This is a genomic window from Pseudoalteromonas sp. NFXS39 (genome assembly GCF_040148775.1).
In the GTDB taxonomy this organism is placed as follows: domain Bacteria; phylum Pseudomonadota; class Gammaproteobacteria; order Enterobacterales; family Alteromonadaceae; genus Pseudoalteromonas; species Pseudoalteromonas apostichopi.
Genome location: NZ_JAGDEC010000007.1, coordinates 120434 through 140408, shown reverse-complemented (window position 1 = coordinate 140408; position 19975 = coordinate 120434). Strand labels below are relative to the sequence as shown.

20 protein-coding genes are annotated in these 19975 nt (G+C 41.8%); 12 read left to right on the top strand and 8 right to left on the bottom strand.

The genetic code is table 11. The annotated features are described in order from the left end of the window. The first annotated feature begins 1 nt into the window (after nucleotide 1). Nucleotides 2-1261 (top strand): UDP-N-acetylglucosamine 1-carboxyvinyltransferase, encoded by a 1260-nt coding sequence (gene murA, locus J3455_RS14350; protein ID WP_130049823.1) that lies wholly within the window; start codon nucleotides 2-4, stop codon nucleotides 1259-1261. Between the two features lie 230 nt (nucleotides 1262-1491). Here the strand turns inward: murA and J3455_RS14345 are convergent, their stop codons facing one another. The 3 genes from J3455_RS14345 to J3455_RS14335 form a co-directional block, all read right to left on the bottom strand. Continuing rightward, entirely contained in the window at nucleotides 1492-2574 is a 1083-nt protein-coding gene (locus J3455_RS14345; protein WP_130049822.1) for a trypsin-like peptidase domain-containing protein, read from the bottom strand. 98 nt (nucleotides 2575-2672) lie between these two features. Further along, nucleotides 2673-4025 (bottom strand): DegQ family serine endoprotease, encoded by a 1353-nt coding sequence (locus J3455_RS14340; RefSeq protein ID WP_130049821.1) that lies wholly within the window; start codon nucleotides 4023-4025, stop codon nucleotides 2673-2675. 123 nt (nucleotides 4026-4148) lie between these two features. Continuing rightward, entirely contained in the window at nucleotides 4149-4592 is a 444-nt protein-coding gene (locus J3455_RS14335) for a Z-ring associated ZapG family protein (protein WP_130049820.1), read from the bottom strand. 219 nt (nucleotides 4593-4811) lie between these two features. On the opposite strand from J3455_RS14335, the gene zapE reads away from it, so the two are divergent. The 3 genes from zapE to rpsI all read left to right on the top strand — a co-directional run bounded on the left by zapE (nucleotide 4812) and on the right by rpsI (nucleotide 7057). Further along, nucleotides 4812-5900 carry a cell division protein ZapE gene (gene zapE / locus J3455_RS14330; RefSeq protein WP_130049819.1) on the top strand — a complete coding sequence of 363 codons (1089 nt, stop codon included), beginning with the start codon at nucleotides 4812-4814 and terminating at the stop codon, nucleotides 5898-5900. Nucleotides 5901-6227: 327 nt separating this feature from the next. Continuing rightward, on the top strand, nucleotides 6228-6656 hold the full coding sequence (rplM, locus tag J3455_RS14325; RefSeq protein ID WP_130049818.1) for a 50S ribosomal protein L13: 429 nt from the start codon (nucleotides 6228-6230) through the stop codon (nucleotides 6654-6656). An 8-nt stretch (nucleotides 6657-6664) separates the two neighbouring features. Continuing rightward, nucleotides 6665-7057 carry a 30S ribosomal protein S9 gene (gene rpsI, locus J3455_RS14320; protein WP_095209788.1) on the top strand — a complete coding sequence of 131 codons (393 nt, stop codon included), beginning with the start codon at nucleotides 6665-6667 and terminating at the stop codon, nucleotides 7055-7057. 134 nt (nucleotides 7058-7191) lie between these two features. Here rpsI and J3455_RS14315 read toward each other — a convergent pair whose 3' ends face one another. Beyond that, entirely contained in the window at nucleotides 7192-7851 is a 660-nt protein-coding gene (locus J3455_RS14315; protein WP_130049817.1) for a LiaF domain-containing protein, read from the bottom strand. 318 nt (nucleotides 7852-8169) lie between these two features. On the opposite strand from J3455_RS14315, the gene J3455_RS14310 reads away from it, so the two are divergent. From J3455_RS14310 to J3455_RS14300, 3 genes are all read left to right on the top strand, one after another. Then, complete coding sequence (locus tag J3455_RS14310; protein WP_167658732.1) at nucleotides 8170-8736, top strand: BON domain-containing protein; 567 nt, start codon at nucleotides 8170-8172, stop codon at nucleotides 8734-8736. A gap of 55 nt (nucleotides 8737-8791) precedes the next feature. Next, nucleotides 8792-8950, top strand: a complete 159-nt coding sequence (locus J3455_RS14305) for a YqaE/Pmp3 family membrane protein (RefSeq protein WP_064971745.1) — start codon at nucleotides 8792-8794, stop codon at nucleotides 8948-8950. 253 nt (nucleotides 8951-9203) lie between these two features. Continuing rightward, complete coding sequence (locus J3455_RS14300; protein ID WP_239976560.1) at nucleotides 9204-9413, top strand: hypothetical protein; 210 nt, start codon at nucleotides 9204-9206, stop codon at nucleotides 9411-9413. On the opposite strand, the gene J3455_RS14295 is transcribed toward J3455_RS14300, so the two are convergent. Further along, nucleotides 9398-11425, bottom strand: coding sequence for a methyl-accepting chemotaxis protein (locus tag J3455_RS14295; protein ID WP_130049814.1), 2028 nt, complete (start codon nucleotides 11423-11425; stop codon nucleotides 9398-9400). The two genes, J3455_RS14300 and J3455_RS14295, sit on opposite strands and share 16 nt — an antisense overlap. 113 nt (nucleotides 11426-11538) lie before the next feature. Between J3455_RS14295 and J3455_RS14290 the strand changes: the two genes are divergently transcribed. Then, nucleotides 11539-12309 carry a Rossmann-fold NAD(P)-binding domain-containing protein gene (locus J3455_RS14290; RefSeq protein ID WP_349561955.1) on the top strand — a complete coding sequence of 257 codons (771 nt, stop codon included), beginning with the start codon at nucleotides 11539-11541 and terminating at the stop codon, nucleotides 12307-12309. On the opposite strand, the gene hutC is transcribed toward J3455_RS14290, so the two are convergent. Beyond that, entirely contained in the window at nucleotides 12310-13017 is a 708-nt protein-coding gene (gene hutC, locus J3455_RS14285; RefSeq protein WP_130049812.1) for a histidine utilization transcriptional repressor HutC, read from the bottom strand. 144 nt (nucleotides 13018-13161) lie between these two features. On the opposite strand from hutC, the gene hutI reads away from it, so the two are divergent. Both hutI and J3455_RS14275 read left to right on the top strand, forming a co-directional pair. After that, nucleotides 13162-14403 carry an imidazolonepropionase gene (gene hutI, locus J3455_RS14280; RefSeq protein ID WP_130049811.1) on the top strand — a complete coding sequence of 414 codons (1242 nt, stop codon included), beginning with the start codon at nucleotides 13162-13164 and terminating at the stop codon, nucleotides 14401-14403. A gap of 118 nt (nucleotides 14404-14521) precedes the next feature. Then, nucleotides 14522-16198, top strand: a complete 1677-nt coding sequence (locus J3455_RS14275) for an EAL domain-containing protein (protein ID WP_349561994.1) — start codon at nucleotides 14522-14524, stop codon at nucleotides 16196-16198. 324 nt (nucleotides 16199-16522) lie between these two features. Here the strand turns inward: J3455_RS14275 and J3455_RS14270 are convergent, their stop codons facing one another. Then, on the bottom strand, nucleotides 16523-17572 hold the full coding sequence (locus J3455_RS14270; protein ID WP_349561954.1) for a formimidoylglutamase: 1050 nt from the start codon (nucleotides 17570-17572) through the stop codon (nucleotides 16523-16525). A gap of 5 nt (nucleotides 17573-17577) precedes the next feature. After that, nucleotides 17578-18075: a ribonuclease E activity regulator RraA gene (rraA, locus tag J3455_RS14265; RefSeq protein ID WP_054552822.1), complete on the bottom strand. Its 498-nt coding sequence runs from the start codon at nucleotides 18073-18075 to the stop codon at nucleotides 17578-17580. A gap of 212 nt (nucleotides 18076-18287) precedes the next feature. Here rraA and J3455_RS14260 point away from each other — a divergent pair, with 212 nt between their 5' ends. Together J3455_RS14260 and J3455_RS14255 are read left to right on the top strand one after the other, a co-directional pair. Further along, nucleotides 18288-18824, top strand: a complete 537-nt coding sequence (locus J3455_RS14260) for a phosphatase PAP2 family protein (RefSeq protein WP_130049809.1) — start codon at nucleotides 18288-18290, stop codon at nucleotides 18822-18824. Next, on the top strand, nucleotides 18821-19870 hold the full coding sequence (locus J3455_RS14255; RefSeq protein WP_130049808.1) for an MJ1255/VC2487 family glycosyltransferase: 1050 nt from the start codon (nucleotides 18821-18823) through the stop codon (nucleotides 19868-19870). The genes J3455_RS14260 and J3455_RS14255 overlap by 4 nt, the downstream gene beginning before the upstream one ends. Nucleotides 19871-19975 lie beyond the last annotated feature (105 nt).

Sequence of the window (19975 nt, the reverse complement as noted above, 5' to 3'; positions counted from 1 at the left end):
CATGGATCAATTTGTTATTCAAGGTGGCACCTCGCTGGCAGGTGAAGTCACTATTTCGGGCGCGAAAAACGCCGCTCTTCCAATTCTTTTTGCTGCACTTTTAGGACAGGGTAAAAGTACTTTTAGTAATGTTCCTCGTTTACGCGATATCGGCACCACAGAAGCCTTATTAAAAACGCTGGGCGCCAATGTTGAGTGGCAACAAGATAAGCTAATCATTGATGGCGCGACGGTTGATAAAACCCTTGCTCCGTATGAGCTGGTTAAGCAAATGCGTGCTTCAGTGTTAGCATTAGGCCCTTTGGTTGCTCGTTTTGGTGAAGCGCAGGTTTCACTGCCTGGTGGCTGTGCGATTGGTGCCCGTCCGGTTGATATCCATATTCAAGGCCTTGAGCGCATGGGCGCTATCATTAAGGTCGAAAATGGCTACATTAATGCCAAGGTGGATGGACGCTTAAAAGGTGCTGAAATCTTTATGGAGATGGTCAGTGTTGGCGCAACAGAGAACTTACTAATGGCAGCTACGCTGGCTGATGGTAAAACTGTACTTGAAAATGCAGCCCGTGAACCTGAAATAACTGATCTGGCAAATTGCTTAATTGCGATGGGGGCGAAGATCAACGGGGCAGGCACAAGCCGCATCGAAATTGAAGGTGTCGAATCACTATCGGGCTGTGAATACAGCATTCTTCCCGATCGCATTGAAACAGGCACCTTTTTGGTCGCGGCGGCAATGGCTGGCGGTGAAGTGCTTTGTAAAAACACTGATCACCATAGCCTTGATCCTGTGATTGAAAAGCTGCGTGCTACCAATGCTTTGGTTGAAGTGACTGATAACAGCATTTATCTTGATATGCGTGGCCGTGAATTAAAAGCGGTGAACATTAAGACCATGCCACACCCTGGTTTCCCTACCGATATGCAAGCGCAATTTACAGCCTTGAATGTGGTGGCTAAGGGCAGTGCAACAATCACAGAAACGATTTTCGAAAACCGTTTTATGCACGTGCCTGAATTACAGCGTATGGGCGCAAATATCCGCTTGGAAGGTAATACGGCAATTTGTGGTGATACCGAAAGCCTATCTGGCGCGCAAGTAATGGCAACTGATTTACGAGCTTCTGCAAGTCTCATCCTTACCGGTATCGTTGCTCAAGGTGAGACCATTGTTGACCGTATTTATCACGTAGATCGTGGCTATCAGCGTATCGAAGACAAGTTGAGTGCACTGGGTGCAAACATTAAACGTCGTTCTAGCTAATCGCTAAATACTTATAAAAAAGGCCTAACGAATGTTAGGCCTTTTTTATATCTGTATGTCTCTGTAATTATACCAATCCGCAATAATGCTTAATCATTTTGAGGGATTAAACCTGTCGCTACCTGCGTTAAAAATTTCTGATTTAGAACAACTAAATAACGAAACTTTTGCCTTGTTATCAACGAGGTTTTATTGCCTCAAAATAGACCACTTTATTAAGCGAATTGGTATTATTGCTCGTCTTCGAGCTCTGCTACGGTCACCATTACTTTTAAAATTTTACCATCGCGGTAAATTTCAAATTCAAGCTCTTTACCTGGTTCTGTGTTGGCAAGTTTCTCAAGTACTTGTTGTGGATTTGCTACAGGAATACCACCAATTTTAATAACAATATCCGTTTCTCTAATGCCTGCTTTCCAAGCTGGGCCAAATGGATCAAGTTGAGAAATGCGCATCCCCGCAACGGGTGTAAAATTGTCGCTTACATCCTTACCTGTACTATCGATACCTGTGCCACTAAATCCTAAATAGCCACGTACTACACGACCATGTTTGATCAGCTTATCCATAACATCTTTGGCAATAGAGTAAGGTACTGCAAAGAAAATACCTTGAATATCGAGGTTCTCGTGAGTTTTAAACTGCGCCGACGTGATACCTACTAAATCACCCCGTGAGTTGACTAACGCGCCACCTGAGTTGCCTACGTTAATCGCTGCATCCATCTGTAATAGACTACTGTAAGGGCTATCGATTAAGTTCTGTTTGCCTGTGGCACTTATAATACCTTGGGTAATCGTTTGGCCTAAATTAAGCGGGTTACCAATCGCTAATACTACATCACCAACACGTGGTTTAAATTTATCGTTCACCGGGATTTTCGGTAAGTGCTCGGCGCTGATTTTTAACAGTGCTAAATCTGTTTGCGTATCAAAGCCAATCACTTGTACATCATAAAAACGACGGCCATCAGAGAGTGTGACTATAATTAGGTCGGCATTTTTTATTACATGGTAGTTAGTCAAAATATAGCCATCTTGGGTCATGATCACGCCAGAGCCTAGAGCTTGAACTGTATTTTGTCGTTTATAGCGAGGTTGATTCGAAATACTTTCTGAAAAAATAGTGACCACAGATGGAGCTGCTTTTTGTACCGCATCAGCAAAGCTCATGTGTTCTGATGACATTGCTACTGGTAAATTCATGTCAGGTAACAACGTGCTACGAAGACTTGGGCTAAATAACACCACTAAAAAGGCAATGCCTAAACCAGTGAAAAGCGGGGGAAGGATAAATTTAAAAAGTTTTAGCACAGTATTCTTATTATCAGTGAGCAATCCCTTAATGATGGCACAAAAAAAATAACAGCGGCAAGCACCGCTGTTATTTTTTCATGATTTATCAACTAGGTTTACTGAATTAATACGAAAATAAGCTCTCTACCTCGTTTAACACCTAGTACGATGTTACCTTTGGTATTTTCGATGATTTTATTCATGTCACGGATTGTTTCTACGCGTTGACGGTTAACTTGCATAATTACGTCACCTTCTTCAAGGCCGACACGTGCCGCAGGAGAGCGTGCTTGTACGCCTGTAACTTCAACACCTTTACCATCACTCTTCTGGGTATTTTCTAAAGTTGCCCCTTGGAATGCTGGATGTGTTTCTTCGCCAGCGGCTGTGATCGCTGATGCACCATCTAGGGTGACATTAACCGTTTTGACTTTGCCATCTCGGTAAATGCCAAGCTTAACTTTTTTGCCTTCACCAAGAGTGGCTATTTTACTGCGTAGTTCATGGAAACCGCTAATTTCAGTCCCATCAACGCTAATAATTACATCACCGGCTTTGATACCAGCTTTACTTGCAGCGGTATCATCCATTACTTGCATAACGTAGGCGCCTTGTTTGACGTCGAGTTGTTGTGCTTTAGCAAGGCCAGCATCAAGTGGGCGACCCGAAATACCTAATGAGCCACGACGCACTTCGCCGTGCTCGATAATTTGGTCAACAAGGTTTTTCATCATGGTCGATGGAATCGCAAAACCAATCCCCACATTACCGCCAGATGCGCCTAAGATAGCGGTGTTGATACCAATCAGCTCACCATTGAGGTTAACTAACGCGCCGCCAGAGTTACCTTGGTTGATAGCAGCATCGGTTTGAATAAAGTCTTCATAACCTTCTATATTTAAACCGCTACGGCCAAGGGCACTGACGATACCTGATGTTACTGTGTGACTTAAACCAAATGGGTTACCAATGGCAACTGCAAAATCACCTACACGTAACTTATCTGAATCAGCAATCTTAAGTGCTGTTAAATCCTCTGCATCAATTTGCAATAAGGCAATATCTGATTCTTTGTCACTACCGATTTTAGTTGCTTCATATTCGCGGCCATCTTCTAAGGTCACCACCATTTTTTCGGCATCTTCGATAACATGGTTATTGGTTACCACGTAACCTTCTTTTGCATCAATGATCACACCTGAGCCTAGGCCACTAAACTCACGCTTTTGACTGCCGCCACGAGGTACACCAAAAAAATCATCAAATGGTGTCGCACGGCGGCGGACTTCTTTTGAACCTGACACTTGAATACTGACTACGCCAGGTGTGATTTGCTCAAGCATAGGTGCTAGGGTTGGCAATTGTTGTCCATCTACAGCAACAGGAAGCTTTGCCATTGAAATAGTAGGGCTTAATAATAAGCTAGAAGATAAAATAGCAGCACTGATAACAGATAATTTCATTTTCATAGTCCGGGTTTACTCCACTTCAGAGATAAAGCAAAAACTAAAAAGGGCTGCATAAGCAGCCCTTTTCTTGGTTTAGATATAAAGCTGTTATATCTAAAGACTATGGGGTCAAAAAAAAGTTCATCAAGAGGCTTTAGAATGTTCTGAAACTTTCTCTGAACCAGTGAACAAGCCTGTTTCACCAACAACATAGTCAGCTGGCTGAGCTTCAGCACTTGAGCGATCGCCTCTGCGGTCTTGTAATGAGTTTTGTAATTGCTCCGTGGTTTCTTTAGAAAAGAACGGCTCATTTGGATGCTGTTTTTTATCAGCCAGTAACAAGTTATTTGTTTCTTCTACATGGTTTAGCAACTGGTCGTAGTTATCTTTCATTTTAGAAACTAGCTTACCAGTGCTAGCTAGGTGATCAGCCACATCTTGGCGGTATTGCTCAAGGGCATTGTTAGCTTGCTCAACTTGTTGTTCTAGTTCGTCTTGCTTAAATTGTTTTTTAGTTACAAAAGCACCAATGAAAAATGCTGAAATTGCAACGATGATTAGAATACCAATCCAGGTAATTGTGCCCATAAATCTACCCCTTTGGGAAAAAATAACAAAAACAGATGCATCATACCAATTTGCAATAATTCTTAATTAAGCGCGTTGGTATTAAAAGCATTTATAGTCCAATCATTATTAAAATATGCTTAATTTGATTGTGAAATCATACTGCGGGCTAATATACCCTGAGATACGATGCGTGTTAATATACTACGCAAATTTAACAGTGTTTTATTGTAACGACCTATGACTCCATGGCAGAAATACCAACAAGATTTACAACGTGAAGACTTTGTACATGATGCAGCACAAGAAAATGCAGTGCGTCACTTACAAAGACTCTATGATGACCTTACGGCAGACAAACCCGCCGCGAAGGGATGGTTTGCCAAACTATTCTCTAAAGATAGCACGCCGAGTATAAAAGGGCTTTATTTTTGGGGGGGAGTTGGTAGAGGTAAGACCTATTTAGTTGATACTTTCTATGAAGCTTTACCTACTGATCGTAAAATGCGTGTGCACTTTCATCGTTTTATGCATCGAGTACATGATGAGCTTAAAAAATTAAAGAACACCAGCAACCCATTAAATGTTGTAGCTGATATTTTTAAATCAGAAACAGACATTATCTGTTTTGATGAATTTTTTGTTCAAGACATCACTGACGCAATGCTGCTTGGTGGTTTGATGGAAGCATTATTTGAACGTGGCATTGTGCTCGTTGCTACATCTAATATAGTGCCAGATGAGCTGTATCGTAACGGTTTACAGCGCGCACGTTTCTTACCTGCAATTGAGCTGGTAAAAGCTAATACAGAAATCGTTAATGTTGATTCGGGTGTTGATTATCGATTGCGTACACTTGAACAGGCTGAGATTTTCCATAGCCCGCTTGATAAACAAGCTGACGATAATTTATTTGAATACTTCGATAAGTTGTCACCTGAGCCGGGGGTGCTCGACAAGGCAATTGAAATTGAAGGGCGCATGATCAAAACTCGTAAAGTATCAGACTGTATTGCCATGTTTGATTTTAGCGAGCTGTGCGAAACAGCTCGTAGTCAAGTTGATTACATGGAAATCAGTCGACTCTATAACACGGTGATTTTGTCTAATGTAAAATCGCTAGGTCAAGCTAATGATGATGCGGCACGTCGTTTTATCGCATTAGTGGATGAATTCTACGAACGTCATGTCACCTTGATTATCTCTGCAGAAAAGCCAATTACTGAGCTATATAGTGAAGGTAACTTAAACTTTGAATTTAAGCGTTGTATTAGTCGATTACAAGAAATGCAATCGCTAGAGTATTTAGCAAAAGAACACTTAGCTTAGAAGAGCCGTCAGTCTTTAGCCGAGCGGTGTTGAATGTAAGGCGCGTCAAGCAAGCGTGACGCCTACGATTGATGTAGGCGTGAAATTTATTTCGCGCGCACTTATTAGCTGATTTTCTCGAATAAAAAACAACCATCATCTAGCAATGTGGTTTGAGTGCTGGTATACTCCCGCGTCTGCCACGTTGCGTTCTATTACCAATTATTAGTTTAGCCTCTAATTTTTGGTTTAAAGTCTTCAACTCGAAGGGGTTAAAGCATTCAACTTAGAGCGGTAATTAATAATAATTACCTGTGGTTTTAATTAAAAAACATTGGATTTTAATAAATGAAAACGTTTGTTGCTAAGCCAGAAACAGTAAAACGTGACTGGTACGTAGTTGACGCTGAAGGTAAAACTTTAGGTCGCATCGCTACTGAAATCGCTCATCGCCTACGCGGTAAGCATAAAGCTGAGTACACTCCTCACGTAGATACTGGTGATTACATCATCGTTATCAACGCAGAGAAAGTTACTGTTACTGGTAATAAAGCAAAAGACAAAATGTACTACGCTCATACTGGTTTCCCAGGTGGTCTTAAGTCTACTACTTTCGACAAGCTTCAAGCTGCAAAGCCTGAAATGATTATCGAAAAAGCTGTTAAAGGCATGTTGCCACGTGGTCCTTTAGGCCGCGCTATGTACCGTAAACTTAAAGTTTACGCGGGTACTGAGCACAACCATGCTGCACAACAGCCTCAGGTTCTAGACATTTAAGGAGCACTATCATGGCAAATCAATACTACGGTACAGGTCGTCGTAAAAGTTCAAGTGCTCGCGTATTCTTACGCCCAGGCACTGGTAACATCGTAATCAACAAGCGCTCTCTAGAAGAGTACTTCGGTCGTGAGACTGCTCGCATGGTTGTTCGTCAAGCATTAGAGCACGTAGAAATGACTGAAAAGTTTGACCTACACATCACTGTTTCAGGTGGTGGTACTACTGGTCAAGCTGGTGCTATCCGTCACGGTATCACTCGTGCACTTATGGAGTTTGACGAGTCTCTACGTCCTACACTTCGTAAAGCAGGTTTCGTTACACGTGATGCACGTAAAGTTGAGCGTAAGAAAGTGGGTCTTAAGAAAGCACGTAAGCGTCCACAATTCTCAAAACGTTAATATTTACGTTTATCAGAATACCAAAAACCCAGCTTCGGCTGGGTTTTTTGTATTTATAGCTCTCTCAGACGTCAGTATTGTTTAAATGAACAAACCCCTTACCACACATAATAGCTTTATAAGAGTAGACTTTTTTATTGCATCTTATTCATTTCTTTCCAACTGGCTTTTAGGCTGTTAGCAAAGCTAATGAACTTTTCTTTCATAGTGCGTTTAACTGAAATCTCGACTGAGCCTAGCCATACGTTACCTTCAATGGTGATGGTTGGACCTTGACCTTTGTTTAGAGCGACTGACTTGTTCTCAACACTGCCTATTACACTAAACAGTTTGGATACCACATTGACATGTTCTGGTACGTAGATTTCGTCGTTACCTAAAATACAGTTTACATATATAGTGACATGCTGATGCTGGAAGATCGCTTCGCTAAAGTCGAGTTCGATAGAGCCTAAACAGTTTGTCAGGTGAATTTCTTTTGGTACCACCCATTGGCCGCTGCGCTCATTTGAACCAAGAATACTACGAAGGTGTAGGCTTTCGTTATCGCTGCTGTGACTATAATGAGGCTTAAATTGAGCATGCTTATGCGATTTGTAGTCAATGTCAGCTTTTAGTTCTAAGTCAGCAACAAGCTCTACCAGAACTTCGTTGCTGGTGGCCGCCATTGCTTGATCTAGTCGGCGTTCAAATGCTTCAGCTGAAATAACAGCATGACTATAGTTATAAATGAGTTGATCGATTACTTCTTCTCTTACTTGATCAATTGGGCGGTCTTCAAGTTTAACGGCCATGGTAGTTCCCTGTTGTGATTTTATAGTTATTATTCATGAAGCAAGGCTTAGGCCAAATTTTATTTCCATATAAATCAAAAGGTTAATTTTTGTGGCTAATAATCAATTTCGTTAAATTAACCACAGATTAATAAAATTCGCAACTAAGTAGCTATTTTTGCAACATCGTGAACTTCTTACCGATCAGCTTGTAAATCTTTACCGAAATAAATATAAACAGTCGCTGAATTAACATTTAACTAATTGAAAATTAAGATATAAATAGTTGGCATCATAGTCGCATTACTTAATCTGTCTTTAATCAAAAGGAGAAAGATTATGAACACTTTTAACAAATCTATGATTGCCGCTTTAGTAATTGGTGCAACTAGCATGTCAGCTCAGGCAAGCAGCTGGGAAAATGAAAGTAAAGATGCTTGGATTGATGGTAAGGCAGAAACTGTGCTTCTTATGAACACAAACCTTAACAACTTTGACATCAACACTGATGTAACGAATGGCAAGGTTGTACTTACAGGTAAAGTTGATAGCGAATTAGATAAAGAACTTGCTGAAGAGCTGGTTCTTAGCCTAGACGGTGTTAGCTCTGTTGATAACAAATTAACTGTTGTTAAAAACATGAAAGCTAAGCACATGAAATCAGACAAAGCTGATTCAGCAGAAAGCGACTTAACCGATGCAAAGATCACTACTGTAATCACGACACGTTATTTATTTAACTCAGAAGTAGGTGGTACAGACATTGATGTGGATACTGACAACGGTGTAGTAACACTTAATGGTACTGTTGAATCTGATGCAGAAAAGCAATTAGCGGTAAGCATTGCTGAAAACGCTGAAGACGTTCATAAAGTAATCGATAAATTGAAGATTATTGCTGAATAATAGCAAGCCCTTTAGCCCAGCTTTAGCTGGGCTGATTTAATTCAAGGAGTGAGTTATGGATTTAATACGTATTATTTTATCAGTTTTAATTCCACCCTTAGGCGTATTTTTACAGGTAGGTTTAGGTGCGCAATTCTGGATTAATATTCTTTTAACCTTATTAGGATACATTCCTGGTTTGATTCATGCCGTGTATATCATCGCTAAGCGATAATTACTGCATTGATCTGCAAGGATGAGTAATGGAGCACAGCAAGGAAGGGCTGTAGGAGTAACGGATTATAAACCGCAAGGAGTTTACAGTATGGATAATGTAACTACGCTCAAAGGACAACAAGGAAGTAACAAGGCGTTATGGAGTAGCGCACAATGGCAACGCTTTATGGATAAAGTGAATGGAGATGACAGCAAGGAATAAGCTTAGGCAGGAGCCAAAAAGGATGAAGCTAGCGTAAGGAGGAGACTATATGGAAAAAGTACAAACGCAACCAACACAAGGATTGACCGACAAAGGAGTTGCTTTATGGAACAAGCAACAGTGGCACGAATTTATGGAACACGCGAAAGCGGTTGCGCCACGACTAACAGGGAAGGCTGACGATAAAAACCCGATGTCATCTTCAGGTGACATCGGGTTTTTAACTACTTCAGCAATTTATCTTTATAACTTAAATTGATTCACCGTCTTATTTAAAGCGGCTGCTAATTCATTCAAATCACGTGCTTCATCCGCCAATTCATGAGCATGATCCGCAGTGCTATTCACTAAGTGATTAATCGCTGCCAAGCTATTGTTGATATCTTCTGCAACCACAGTTTGTTGCTCTGTCGAAGTCGCGATTTGATGACTTTGATCTTGCACATTTGTCACAGATTGCGCGATATCTTGTAGAGCTTGCAATACAATTTGTGTTTGCTCAACTGAACCCTCAGCACGCTCTTGACCTTGTTGCATCATGGTTGATGCTTGTTGAGCAATTTGCTGTAAACGGCTGATCATATTGCGAATATCATCTGTTGATTCTTGCGTTCGGCTTGCCAGTGAACGAACTTCGTCAGCAACAACCGCAAAGCCTCGACCTTGCTCGCCAGCACGGGCCGCTTCAATTGCCGCGTTCAGTGCTAGTAAGTTAGTTTGCTCTGCAATTGAGTTGATAACATCAACTACCGCGCCAATATTGCCACTTTCTTGCTCAAGACCCGCAACCACTTTAGATGCTTCACCAATGTGGCTTGCAAGAGCGGTCATCACTGATTGTGCTTGAGTCGAGCGCTTAGTGCCATCTGCGGTAATAGTTTGCACTTCTTCAGCCGCATTATTGGTGTGCTGAGCGTTACGTGAAATCTCCATCACCGTAGTTGCCATTTCTGTTACTGCAGCACTCACACTGTCTACTTGTTGCTTCTCTTGCTGAATTTCATCGTTGGTTTTTTGCGAAACTGTTTTCAGCTGGCTAGCAGCTTGGCTTAGCTGCTCTGCTTGTGCAGCAGTATTAAGCATCATTGCACGTAGCTTATCGATGAAAGTATTCATGTGATGGGCAAGTTGACCCACTTCGTCATTACTTTTTATCTCGATTTTTTGTGTTAAATCGCCATCACCTGAGGCAATATCACGCATGATGTAAGTTAGTTTTGTTAGAGGCTTGGTGATCATTTGCGTCGCCCAAAAGATCATCGCAATGATAATCGCGAGAATGATGATCACAGATGTGGTCGTTGTCATCACCGCATCGTTTACCGGCTCTTCAATCATGCTGGTCGGTATTAAAATACCGACATACCAATCTAGGTAAGGAGTTTCTAACTCAAGTCGGTTGTATACAACATAATATTGCTCACCTTTGAATGTAACAAAGCTGCTACCATCTTTTTGGCTTTTCATCGCGCGGTTTAATTCGCTAAAGCCTGAAGTGTCGCTAAATTGTTTTTCGAGGGCATCTAAGCCTTCTTTACCATTCGGTCCTTCATCAGTTACAGACAGCTTATGACCAGTGCGTTTCGATAAGTGTACAACCTTTTGATTGCCATCTAGTAGGAAGCCAAAACCTTGGCCATTAAAACGAATGCCTTCAACCATGTCGTTAATATTATTAAGCTGTAAATCAACACCACCAAAGCCTACAAGTTTATTTTGTTTATTATAAACAGGCTGCTGTACAACTGCTGAAGCATTCCCGGTGGTCAGATCTACAGAAATAGGACCAACATAGAGTTTGTTGATTTTTAAAGCGTCTTGCCACCAACCTCGTTTGTACGCGTAATAAGGCTGGCCGTTATAATGAGAGGTGCGCTCATTTTCTTTAAAATACTCACCTGTTGTTGCAGATGCAAAAAAGGCAGATAAGATGTTGTCGTCGTTACCACTGATGCGGACAAAATCTTGGTTAACACTGTCATATCCAGGTTGGTTATCAAGGCTTTGATCACGTTCAGTCCAGTTGTCGAACCAATTAACTAAGTGCGGATTTGTCACGAAAGTTTGTACAACTTTACCGTATTTGGCAAAGTAACCTTGCATTGAGAGTCGCTCACTCTGTAAATAGCTATCTGCTTCTCGTTGAATAGCTTGGCGTGATAGCTCGGCAATATGGTTAACAAAAAAACTAGAGGCGATGATCAGTAATACACTTATCGTCCCGCCGATGAGTAGTAATATTTTTTTTCGTAAAGAGAGGTTATTTAACATAGGTGCACGTGTTTTTATTATCGGGTAGAGTTATCTATCTAATCATATTTGCACCCAAATCGCTACACTGTTAAGTGAAGGTTAATAATAAATGCTAAGGACTTATTGTATAAATGAGTATTGAAAAGAATAAATTGGTAGTTTTAGGTGCTGGTTGGCTAGGCCAAGCACTTTGTATTAAGGCAAAAGAATTAGCATGGCATGTGCAGGGAACACACCGTAGTAGCGAACATGAATATGACTTTCAGCGTCAGTTTGTACTTGAAGACACAGTGCTTAAACAAGACGTATCACTTAAAGATGCATGGTGGGTGTGTGCAATCCCACCACGTAGCCGCAGTTCAGAAAGTAATTATCTAGCCACTTTGCAAGCAGGTCTTGAGCTTGCTAAATACCTAAATTGCAAAGGCTTTATTTTATGCTCTTCGACAGGTGTCTACCCAACTGACAATGGTCAATACGACGAAACTACAGAAATTAATTGTCAATCAGCGCGCCAACAACTGCTATTTGATGCCGAGCAGTTAGTGTTAAATGCCGGTGGTAAAGTATTGCGTTTGGCAGGACTAGTTGGCCCTGGGCGCGATCCGGGTAAGTTTGTTGCTGGTAAAGAGCTTTCTAGCTCAAGTCAGCAGGTAGTGAACATGGTACAACAGCAAGACGTGATAGCGGCGATTTTGGCTGTACTTGAAAATTGGTCTAACGCGAGCAGCATTTATAATGTTGTCAATCCGGCGCATCCAACAAAAGTGGATTACTACCAGCAAAAATGCTCTGAGCAAGGCAATCAACCACCCACTTTCACAAGCCATGATAAAGGCGAACGAATCATTGATGGTTCAGCGATAGAGACACTGAATTTTCTTTATCAAACGCCTATTTAGCTACTTTTTAAAAGTAAGGTGACCGCCTAGCCGGTATTTACTACCCGGTGAGACTAAGCGTGCAAAGCTTACAATACCTTGTGATGACCAGGTTCGGCGGATCACTTGTAAGCATGGCTCTTCGTTATAAAGATTGAGCCATTCACACATTTCTGGATTTGGCATAATTGCTTCAACCGTGTGACGTGCTTCGGTTAGTGGAGCATTCTGCGATAAATATTCGTGGGGTGTTAGGCTGTGAAAGTCTTGCTGTAAGTAGTCTTTAGCAAGAGCTGGGTTCACAAAACGCTCCTCAACTTGCAAAGGTTGCTCGTTTTCATTGTGCACAATCACACTTCGATAAACATGGCTGTCGACCTCGACACCCAAAGCAATCGCAATTGGCGCTATAGCGCTAATTGATTCCATCACTAAAATAGTACAACTGTAGTTGCTGTTTCGTGCTTTAACTTCATCGGCAATGTTTTTGATTTCAAGTAGTGATGATTGTGATTTGAAGTTGGCAACAAAAGTACCTTGGCCTTGGCTGCGCGTTAAAATACCGGCATCGGTTAATTCACAGAGTGCGCGCCTAGCTGTCATGCGGCTAACTTGAAATTGACTAGTTAGTTCGTTTTCAGACGGGACACGGTCGTTTTCTTGCCATTCTCCCGATTGAATATTTTCCAAAATGAATTCTTTTATTTGCGCAAACTTAGGGACGCTCATTATGAAAAGTTTATTGGTAAGTTAATAGTATGTTACAAGGTGACATAATTTCCTTGTATATACAAGATGAGTTGATAAACTTTAAGCAATTTAAATTTAGGCTCATACTGAGCCTTTAGCAAGCATCAATATAATAGGTGAAAAATGCACACAACCAACAATGATCAAGCGCTCTGGGATTTACTGATCACAGATGCCAATATCGCCACAATGGATCCTGCTGTCGATGCACCATACGGCGCCATTGAAAATGCAGCGATTGCCGTTAAAGATGGCAAAATTGCCTGGTTAGGTGCACAAACTGATTTACCTGAGTTTGACGCACTCGCAACGCCAACTGTGTCTGCAAAAGGGCAGTGGTTAACACCTGGATTGATTGATTGTCACACTCACTTAGTATTTGCTGGTAGCCGCGCAGAAGAATTTGAGCAGCGTTTACAAGGTGTAAGCTATGAACAAATCGCTGCAAAGGGAGGCGGTATTGCAAGTACGGTACGTGCAACCCGAGAAGCCGACCACGAAACCTTATTTGTTAGTGCAAAAGAGCGTTTAAATGCCTTATACGCAGAAGGCGTGACTACGGTAGAGATTAAATCGGGTTATGGCCTTGATTGCGAAAACGAAATTAAACTACTTGAAGTGGCTCGTTTACTCGGTGAAAATCACCCGGTTGATGTTAAAACCACCTTTTTAGGTGCTCACGCGTTACCGCCTGAATATAAAGGCCGTAGCGATGAGTATATTGACTTGGTGTGCGGTGAGATGCTTGACCGTGTTGTTGAGGCTGATTTAGCTGATGCGGTTGATGCATTTTGTGAAAACGTTGGCTTTAGTAACGAGCAAACTCGCCGTGTGTTTGAAGCAGCTAAAAAGCACAACTTACCGGTTAAGTTGCACGCTGAGCAGCTATCTAATCAACATGGTGCAGAGCTTGTTGCAGAATTTAATGGCTTATCTGCTGATCATATTGAACACTTAGATGAAGCAGGCATTCAAGCAATGGCCAAAGCAGGCACTGCTGCGGTATTGTTGCCTGGTGCATTTTACTTTTTACGCGAAACAAAGTATCCGCCAATTGAACTACTCCAGCAGTATCAAGTTCCTATCGCTATTTCAACTGACTTTAACCCAGGGACTTCACCATTATGTTCATTGCACTTAATGATGAATATGGCATGTACTATTTTCCGCATGACGCCTGAACAAGCATTAGCAGGGGTAACGCGCAACGCCGCAGGTGCTTTAGGTCTTGATGACCGTGGAGTGTTAAAAGTAGGCGCTCGGGCTGATATTGCCCACTGGCAAATATCCCACCCAGCACAATTAAGTTACCAGTTTGGCGTAAATAAACTGTTAAATCTGTGGATTTTGGGTAGACTTAGTTAGATAAGTTTTATTACGCAGTTTGGATTACATGTCATTGATTTTTAGTTTAGCGAGTAGTACTCAACTCGTAAATTTAACAAGTGATGTTGTGCCAGTGTTTTTAGCTGGTAGTGTCTTTATGGCAATGATTTGTGCCTTATGCGTAACCCATAATCCTATTTTGAGACTTAGCCTAGTCGTTAATGGCGTTCTAGCTTTAGCTATCCTAAGTTTAGGATTACCTTGGCTGGTTATATTGCTTGCTTTAAGTTTATGTTTTCATTTATGGCAAGCATTTCGTACCACAAATTGGCTTGCCATAATTTTGAGTGTGGCTAGTGCTATTTTATTTGCTGTTTTATATTCAGCCCACCTATTACTCGATATAGCTTTATATTGGCTTGTTTTCTCGGTTGTCATTTTATCTATCTCGGGCTTTTTTAATTACGAAGAGCCCGAAGATGAAGAGCTGGTTGAGGTTGAGCCCTTGTATCACGATGAGTTAGATGCGACCCCACTCACAGGCTTACCTGATCGTAATGCACTTAGAAATAGCTTTGTTGCATGGACTGAAGAGCACTCAGCGAACTGCGCACTAGTGATGATCCGCCTTGAAGGTTTTAACGATGTTAACCAGCATATTGGGCGTGACTTTGGTGATTTGTTATTAGCACAATCGGCTACACGAATTAAACAACAACTCAATGCTAATGCTGTTCTTAGTGTGGCAAGTAATACAGGTAGTGCTGAAAAGTTGGCGCATTTAGGGGGGTTAAATTTTGCGTTTATTTGCTCACTTGAAGAACAAAAACATCTTCACGAGCAGTTGATCAGCCAAATTAGGCAAGTCACACTAAAACCATTTAACGTTGCTAATTGCACCATTGAAGTGAAAGTGCGTGCTAGTTATGTGAACTGCGACGAGCCAGACTATAGCTTCGAAAATCTAATTTCATTTGCCAACCTTGCCCTTGACTCAAACCCTGAGCGAGCAATTGTGCCTTATCACCCGCAAATGATGATCGAGCAATTAGAACAACAAGCACGATTGCGCGAGTTAGCACATCTAGATTTTGCCAGCGAACTTGAATTGTATTTTCAGCCGGTTATCCGCAATAGCGACGAGCAAATTGAATTTTTAGAATTGCTGTTGCGTTGGCAACACCCTAAACAAGGCATTCTTTCAGCGAATAAATTTATTGATGATATTCGTGTCGCTGGGCTTAGCTACCCCGTTGCTGCCTACGTTATTGAGCGCGCTGCCGAACTAGCTATGGCGCTGCGTATGGAAGGTATTGAATTACCTCTTAGTATCAATGTGTTTGGCCCTGAAATGCTGCATGAAGAGTTTATCGAGTTTGTTGATCGCATTATGGCTGAGCACCGCTTAGAACCGGGTGATTTAATCATTGAATGCCCGCTCGATTTATTTATGAACTTAGATGAGCAGGGTAAAGCTATGGTTGCAAGGCTAAGTAGTATTGGCATCAAATTGTGTATTGATGGATTTGGTGACACACCTATTTGGCTTGCTAAATTACCTAACCTCAATGTTGAGTACATTAAAGTGGCTGCATCACTAACCGCTGACTTTGCCCATCAAAGCCAAGTTCGCAGTCTGGTTTCTGGCATGGTGGATATGCACAGTCAAAACAATGCGAAAGTAATTTGTGAAGGGGTAGAAACCATAGAACAGCTTAAATTTGTTAAGTCGCTGAACACCTACGCCGCACAGGGCTATTACTTTAATTACCCGCTTAGCAGCGTAGGTATGATGTCATGGTTAAAACAGTGGCGCTTAGAGCATCAGGGTTGAGTTAGCGAGTTTCAAGAGTAAAGTTAGCGAGTTACTAGAGGAAAGAGTTATATAGAGCTTTCAGCTTTCAGCCGTCAGCTATCAGATTGAAAGTTAGCGAGCAGTTTGACTCGTTACATCGCGTTTTATCTCGAATCTTGCTTCCAATTTAAGTGGCGCGGCATAAAGCCGCTGATACAGGTAGGCGTGAAACTTGTTTCGCGCGTCTGACCGCTGAAGGCTGAGAGTTGAAGGCTGAGAGCTGACCGCTTCTATGTGTTGAGTATCGCTTCGTTCGACCAGACCTACCTAAAAATCAGTCGTTACCTCGTTGCTCGCACCTTTCTAACCGTCTTCTCTTGCCTGCAAATACGCATTCACCAAGGCTGTGATGATTTGGCCGGCATCGTTCATTCCAGCTTCTAAACCTACTGGGTGTTGCGATGGTGCGCCTTCACATAAATGTAAGTAGTGAGCGGTTGTTTGACTGGCAGCTAAATGCACAAAATGTTCTGCATCACTAACACTGAAACCACAGTTAGTATAAGCACTTACAGGCATTAATGAGATGCTGTCTAGGTCTAATTCTACTCCAAGCGGTGCATTATCAAACTGAGCTAAAGCATGTTTACATGCTGAAGATAAATCGACTTTGCGACGGACCTGAATGTCTTGATAGCTATCAAACGTGAAGTTTGCGTTAGTCAGGGCATCCATAATCGCTTGGTTATTTTTAAATTCGTGTAAACCCATGACATGATAATCAGCAAGGTGGTTTTCGCTGTACGCATATCTAAAGCCATTGCCGCTATGACGGCCTTCACACTCTCTGAAATCAGCATGAGGGTCTAAGTTAATAGCGTTCACTGGTTTGCCATGTTGCTTACTAAGGGCACGTAATATGCCCAGGCAGTTGTTATGGCCGCCGCCAATTACAATTGGTTCAAGGCCTGCTGCAAAAATCATTGCAAGTACTTGCTCAACGCGAGTGTCGATATCGCCGCACAGTTCACGAAGTTTGGCTAAGTCTGCTTCGTTTTTATTATCAAGGTTAATAGCCTGTTGGTTTAAATCGTCAAGGTCAACTTCGCCAAGTAGCAGCACACGTTCATGATTTAAAAACTGATTATGCGTTTGGTTTAAAAAGCGCTTTAAAAAAGCCTGCCATGCTTGCCCAGAGCCACCATTGCCTAAGTTAGCTCGAGGTCCAATATCTTCACATACGCCAACTAAAACATAGCGAATACCGAATTGTTTTGCATCGATGAGGGCTTGTGGGGCATTAACTTGAGTGTCGAGAAGGACAAGGGCTTGCCAAGCTTTAAGTTCGTTAGCGCGGCGAGCACATAAGTGCCTCACCGCCGCTTCATCATAAATTTTAAGGTAATTTGTCACCGAGATTAGTCTTCTATTATTTCTAACTCTAATTCTTCAGCAGATAATATAATACCGGTGCTATCAGCGTAAACAAAGTCGTCATCAAAGAAAGATACGCCTGCGAAGTTAACGCCAATGCCATCTTCACCTGCACCTTCACTATCTGCAGCAACAGGAATAGACGCAATTGCTTGAATGCCTAAGTCTAGCTCTTCAAGTTCATCAACATGGCGAATTGCACCGTAAACGATAATGCCTTGCCAGTTGTTTTCTAATGCGATTTCAGCCAGCTCTATATCAATAAGGGCGCGTCGGGTTGAGCCACCACCATCAATCAATAACACGCTGTCGGTACCATCGGTTGATAAAATCTCGCGGATCAGCTCGTTATTTTCAAAGCATTTAACGGTTTTGACTCGACCACTAAAGCTTGGGCGTCCACCAAAATTGATAAACATTGGTTCGAGCACATCAACCACATCTGCAAAGTGGTCGCATAAATCAGAAGTGCTGTAATCCATTTTTTCATCCTCTAAAGAGACTGTCTGTTTAGTACTCAGTATACCCTGATACAACTCAATAACAACGACTTAATAGCGGTTTATTAGTTTAAATCAAAGGAATCTCGTTATCGCAACATTAGTGTCTCAAAAGCGTCACCTAATTGTTATTTTTAGCGCCTAAGCTGAGATGAGTATAAAAATTAGACGCAAAGTATGATAAGGAGCTCACCATGGCAAACAACATACTTACTAAATTGGCAAAAGTGGATGAACAGCTGTTTTTAAGTGTGTTTAATGATGCTTCGCCAATTTGGCTCAGAAGATCAGCGCTCGGGTTTTCGAAAAGTGGCGATGGCGGACTTTACGTAATGTTGTTTTTTGGTTTTTGGTGGTTTACCGAGCAGCTGCATTTTCAGCAACTTGCGATGAGTATATTGGTGGGCTTTGCAATTGAGCGGCCTATTTACTTTTTAGCTAAAAAGCGGATTGCGCGGGTAAGGCCTTGCGATTGCTTAGTGCAAGGCGCTTATTTAGTACCAAGTGATCAGTTTAGCTTACCGTCAGGACATAGTGCAGGGGCATTTGTGGTGGCGACTATTTTGACTATGTATTTTCCTGAATTTGCTGTGCTGTGGTTGATGTGGGCATCAGGGGTGGCGGCATCAAGGGTGATTATTGGTGTGCATTACCCCGCTGATGTAGTGATTGGTGCAGTGATGGGATCAAGTTGTGCAGTATTAGCAGTGATGGTGGTGGAATCTATATGAGAATTTTGTACGGTATTCAAGGTACGGGTAATGGACATATTACTCGAGCTCGAGTGATGGCAACAACTTTTAAAGCGTTGGGAGTCGATGTTGACTATGTGTTCTCGGGCCGTAAAGAACAAGACTACTTTGATATGGACGAGTTTGCTGATTATCGAGCTTTTCGCGGCTTGTCGTTTACCAGCAAATCGGGGCAAGTTGATAGCTTTAAAACATTAAAAAATGCGCGCCCACTTCAGCTTATAAGAGATATAAAAAACCTTGATTTGCGTCACTATGATTTAGTTTTTAATGACTTTGAACCAATCACCGCGTGGGCTGCTAAACAGCAAGGTATCCCTGTTATTGGTATGAGCCACCAAGCTGCATTTTTATCTGATAAAGTACCGATGTTTGGCCGTGCCTTCTTTCGCCGTGCGCTGATCCGTAACTATGCGCCAGCCAGTGTTTATTTAGGTGTCCATTGGCAACCCTATGCAGAGAACATAATTCCGCCATTTATTGCCAATCATCATCATGATAACCCGGTTATGGTCGAAAATAAGGTATTGGTTTACCTGCCTTTTGAGAATCTAGACAGTGTAGTTGAGTACTTAAAAGACTTTCCTGAACGTGAGTTTTATTGTTATCACCCTGATGCGCAAGATTGTTCAATCGGGAATATTCATTTGCGGGCTCCCTCACGCGTTGGGTTTTTAAATGACCTAGCCAATGCTGGTGGTGTAATTGGTAACGCCGGGTTTGAACTTGCAAGTGAAGCATTGCAGCTTGGTAAAAAGTTATTGTTAAAACCGCTTGGTAAGCAATTTGAGCAGGGGATTAATGCGCAGACTTTATTGTCGATGGGAGCTGCTCATGTAATGAGCTATTTAAACCCTAATGCGATGGATGATTGGTTGCAATCTCCACAGAACAAAAAACTCAATTTTCCCAGCGATCCAGCGCCCTTGGTTGATTGGTTGCAAAAAAAACAATGGGGAAAACTGGAACAATTACATAAAAACCTATGGCAAAAGGTTGATTTAGAAGAAAAGCTGATTGTTTAAAGGTACCTTATACTGGAAAATGCACGGCAAATTTAACCACTTTTTATTAGCTGCTTTAAATAGTTTAGCTATACTTTAAATGCATGTTTCTATAAGGCACTTTGA

Coding starts and splice junctions, on each gene's coding strand:
- murA (WP_130049823.1), top strand. CDS start 2: ATGGATCAATTTGTTATTCAAGGTGGCACCTCGCTGGCAGGTGAAGTC.
- J3455_RS14340 (WP_130049821.1), bottom strand. CDS start 4,025: ATGAAAATGAAATTATCTGTTATCAGTGCTGCTATTTTATCTTCTAGC.
- J3455_RS14335 (WP_130049820.1), bottom strand. CDS start 4,592: ATGGGCACAATTACCTGGATTGGTATTCTAATCATCGTTGCAATTTCA.
- zapE (WP_130049819.1), top strand. CDS start 4,812: ATGACTCCATGGCAGAAATACCAACAAGATTTACAACGTGAAGACTTT.
- rplM (WP_130049818.1), top strand. CDS start 6,228: ATGAAAACGTTTGTTGCTAAGCCAGAAACAGTAAAACGTGACTGGTAC.
- J3455_RS14315 (WP_130049817.1), bottom strand. CDS start 7,851: ATGGCCGTTAAACTTGAAGACCGCCCAATTGATCAAGTAAGAGAAGAA.
- J3455_RS14310 (WP_167658732.1), top strand. CDS start 8,170: ATGAACACTTTTAACAAATCTATGATTGCCGCTTTAGTAATTGGTGCA.
- J3455_RS14305 (WP_064971745.1), top strand. CDS start 8,792: ATGGATTTAATACGTATTATTTTATCAGTTTTAATTCCACCCTTAGGC.
- J3455_RS14300 (WP_239976560.1), top strand. CDS start 9,204: ATGGAAAAAGTACAAACGCAACCAACACAAGGATTGACCGACAAAGGA.
- J3455_RS14295 (WP_130049814.1), bottom strand. CDS start 11,425: ATGTTAAATAACCTCTCTTTACGAAAAAAAATATTACTACTCATCGGC.
- J3455_RS14290 (WP_349561955.1), top strand. CDS start 11,539: ATGAGTATTGAAAAGAATAAATTGGTAGTTTTAGGTGCTGGTTGGCTA.
- hutC (WP_130049812.1), bottom strand. CDS start 13,017: ATGAGCGTCCCTAAGTTTGCGCAAATAAAAGAATTCATTTTGGAAAAT.
- hutI (WP_130049811.1), top strand. CDS start 13,162: ATGCACACAACCAACAATGATCAAGCGCTCTGGGATTTACTGATCACA.
- J3455_RS14275 (WP_349561994.1), top strand. CDS start 14,522: ATGGCAATGATTTGTGCCTTATGCGTAACCCATAATCCTATTTTGAGA.
- rraA (WP_054552822.1), bottom strand. CDS start 18,075: ATGGATTACAGCACTTCTGATTTATGCGACCACTTTGCAGATGTGGTT.
- J3455_RS14260 (WP_130049809.1), top strand. CDS start 18,288: ATGGCAAACAACATACTTACTAAATTGGCAAAAGTGGATGAACAGCTG.
- J3455_RS14255 (WP_130049808.1), top strand. CDS start 18,821: ATGAGAATTTTGTACGGTATTCAAGGTACGGGTAATGGACATATTACT.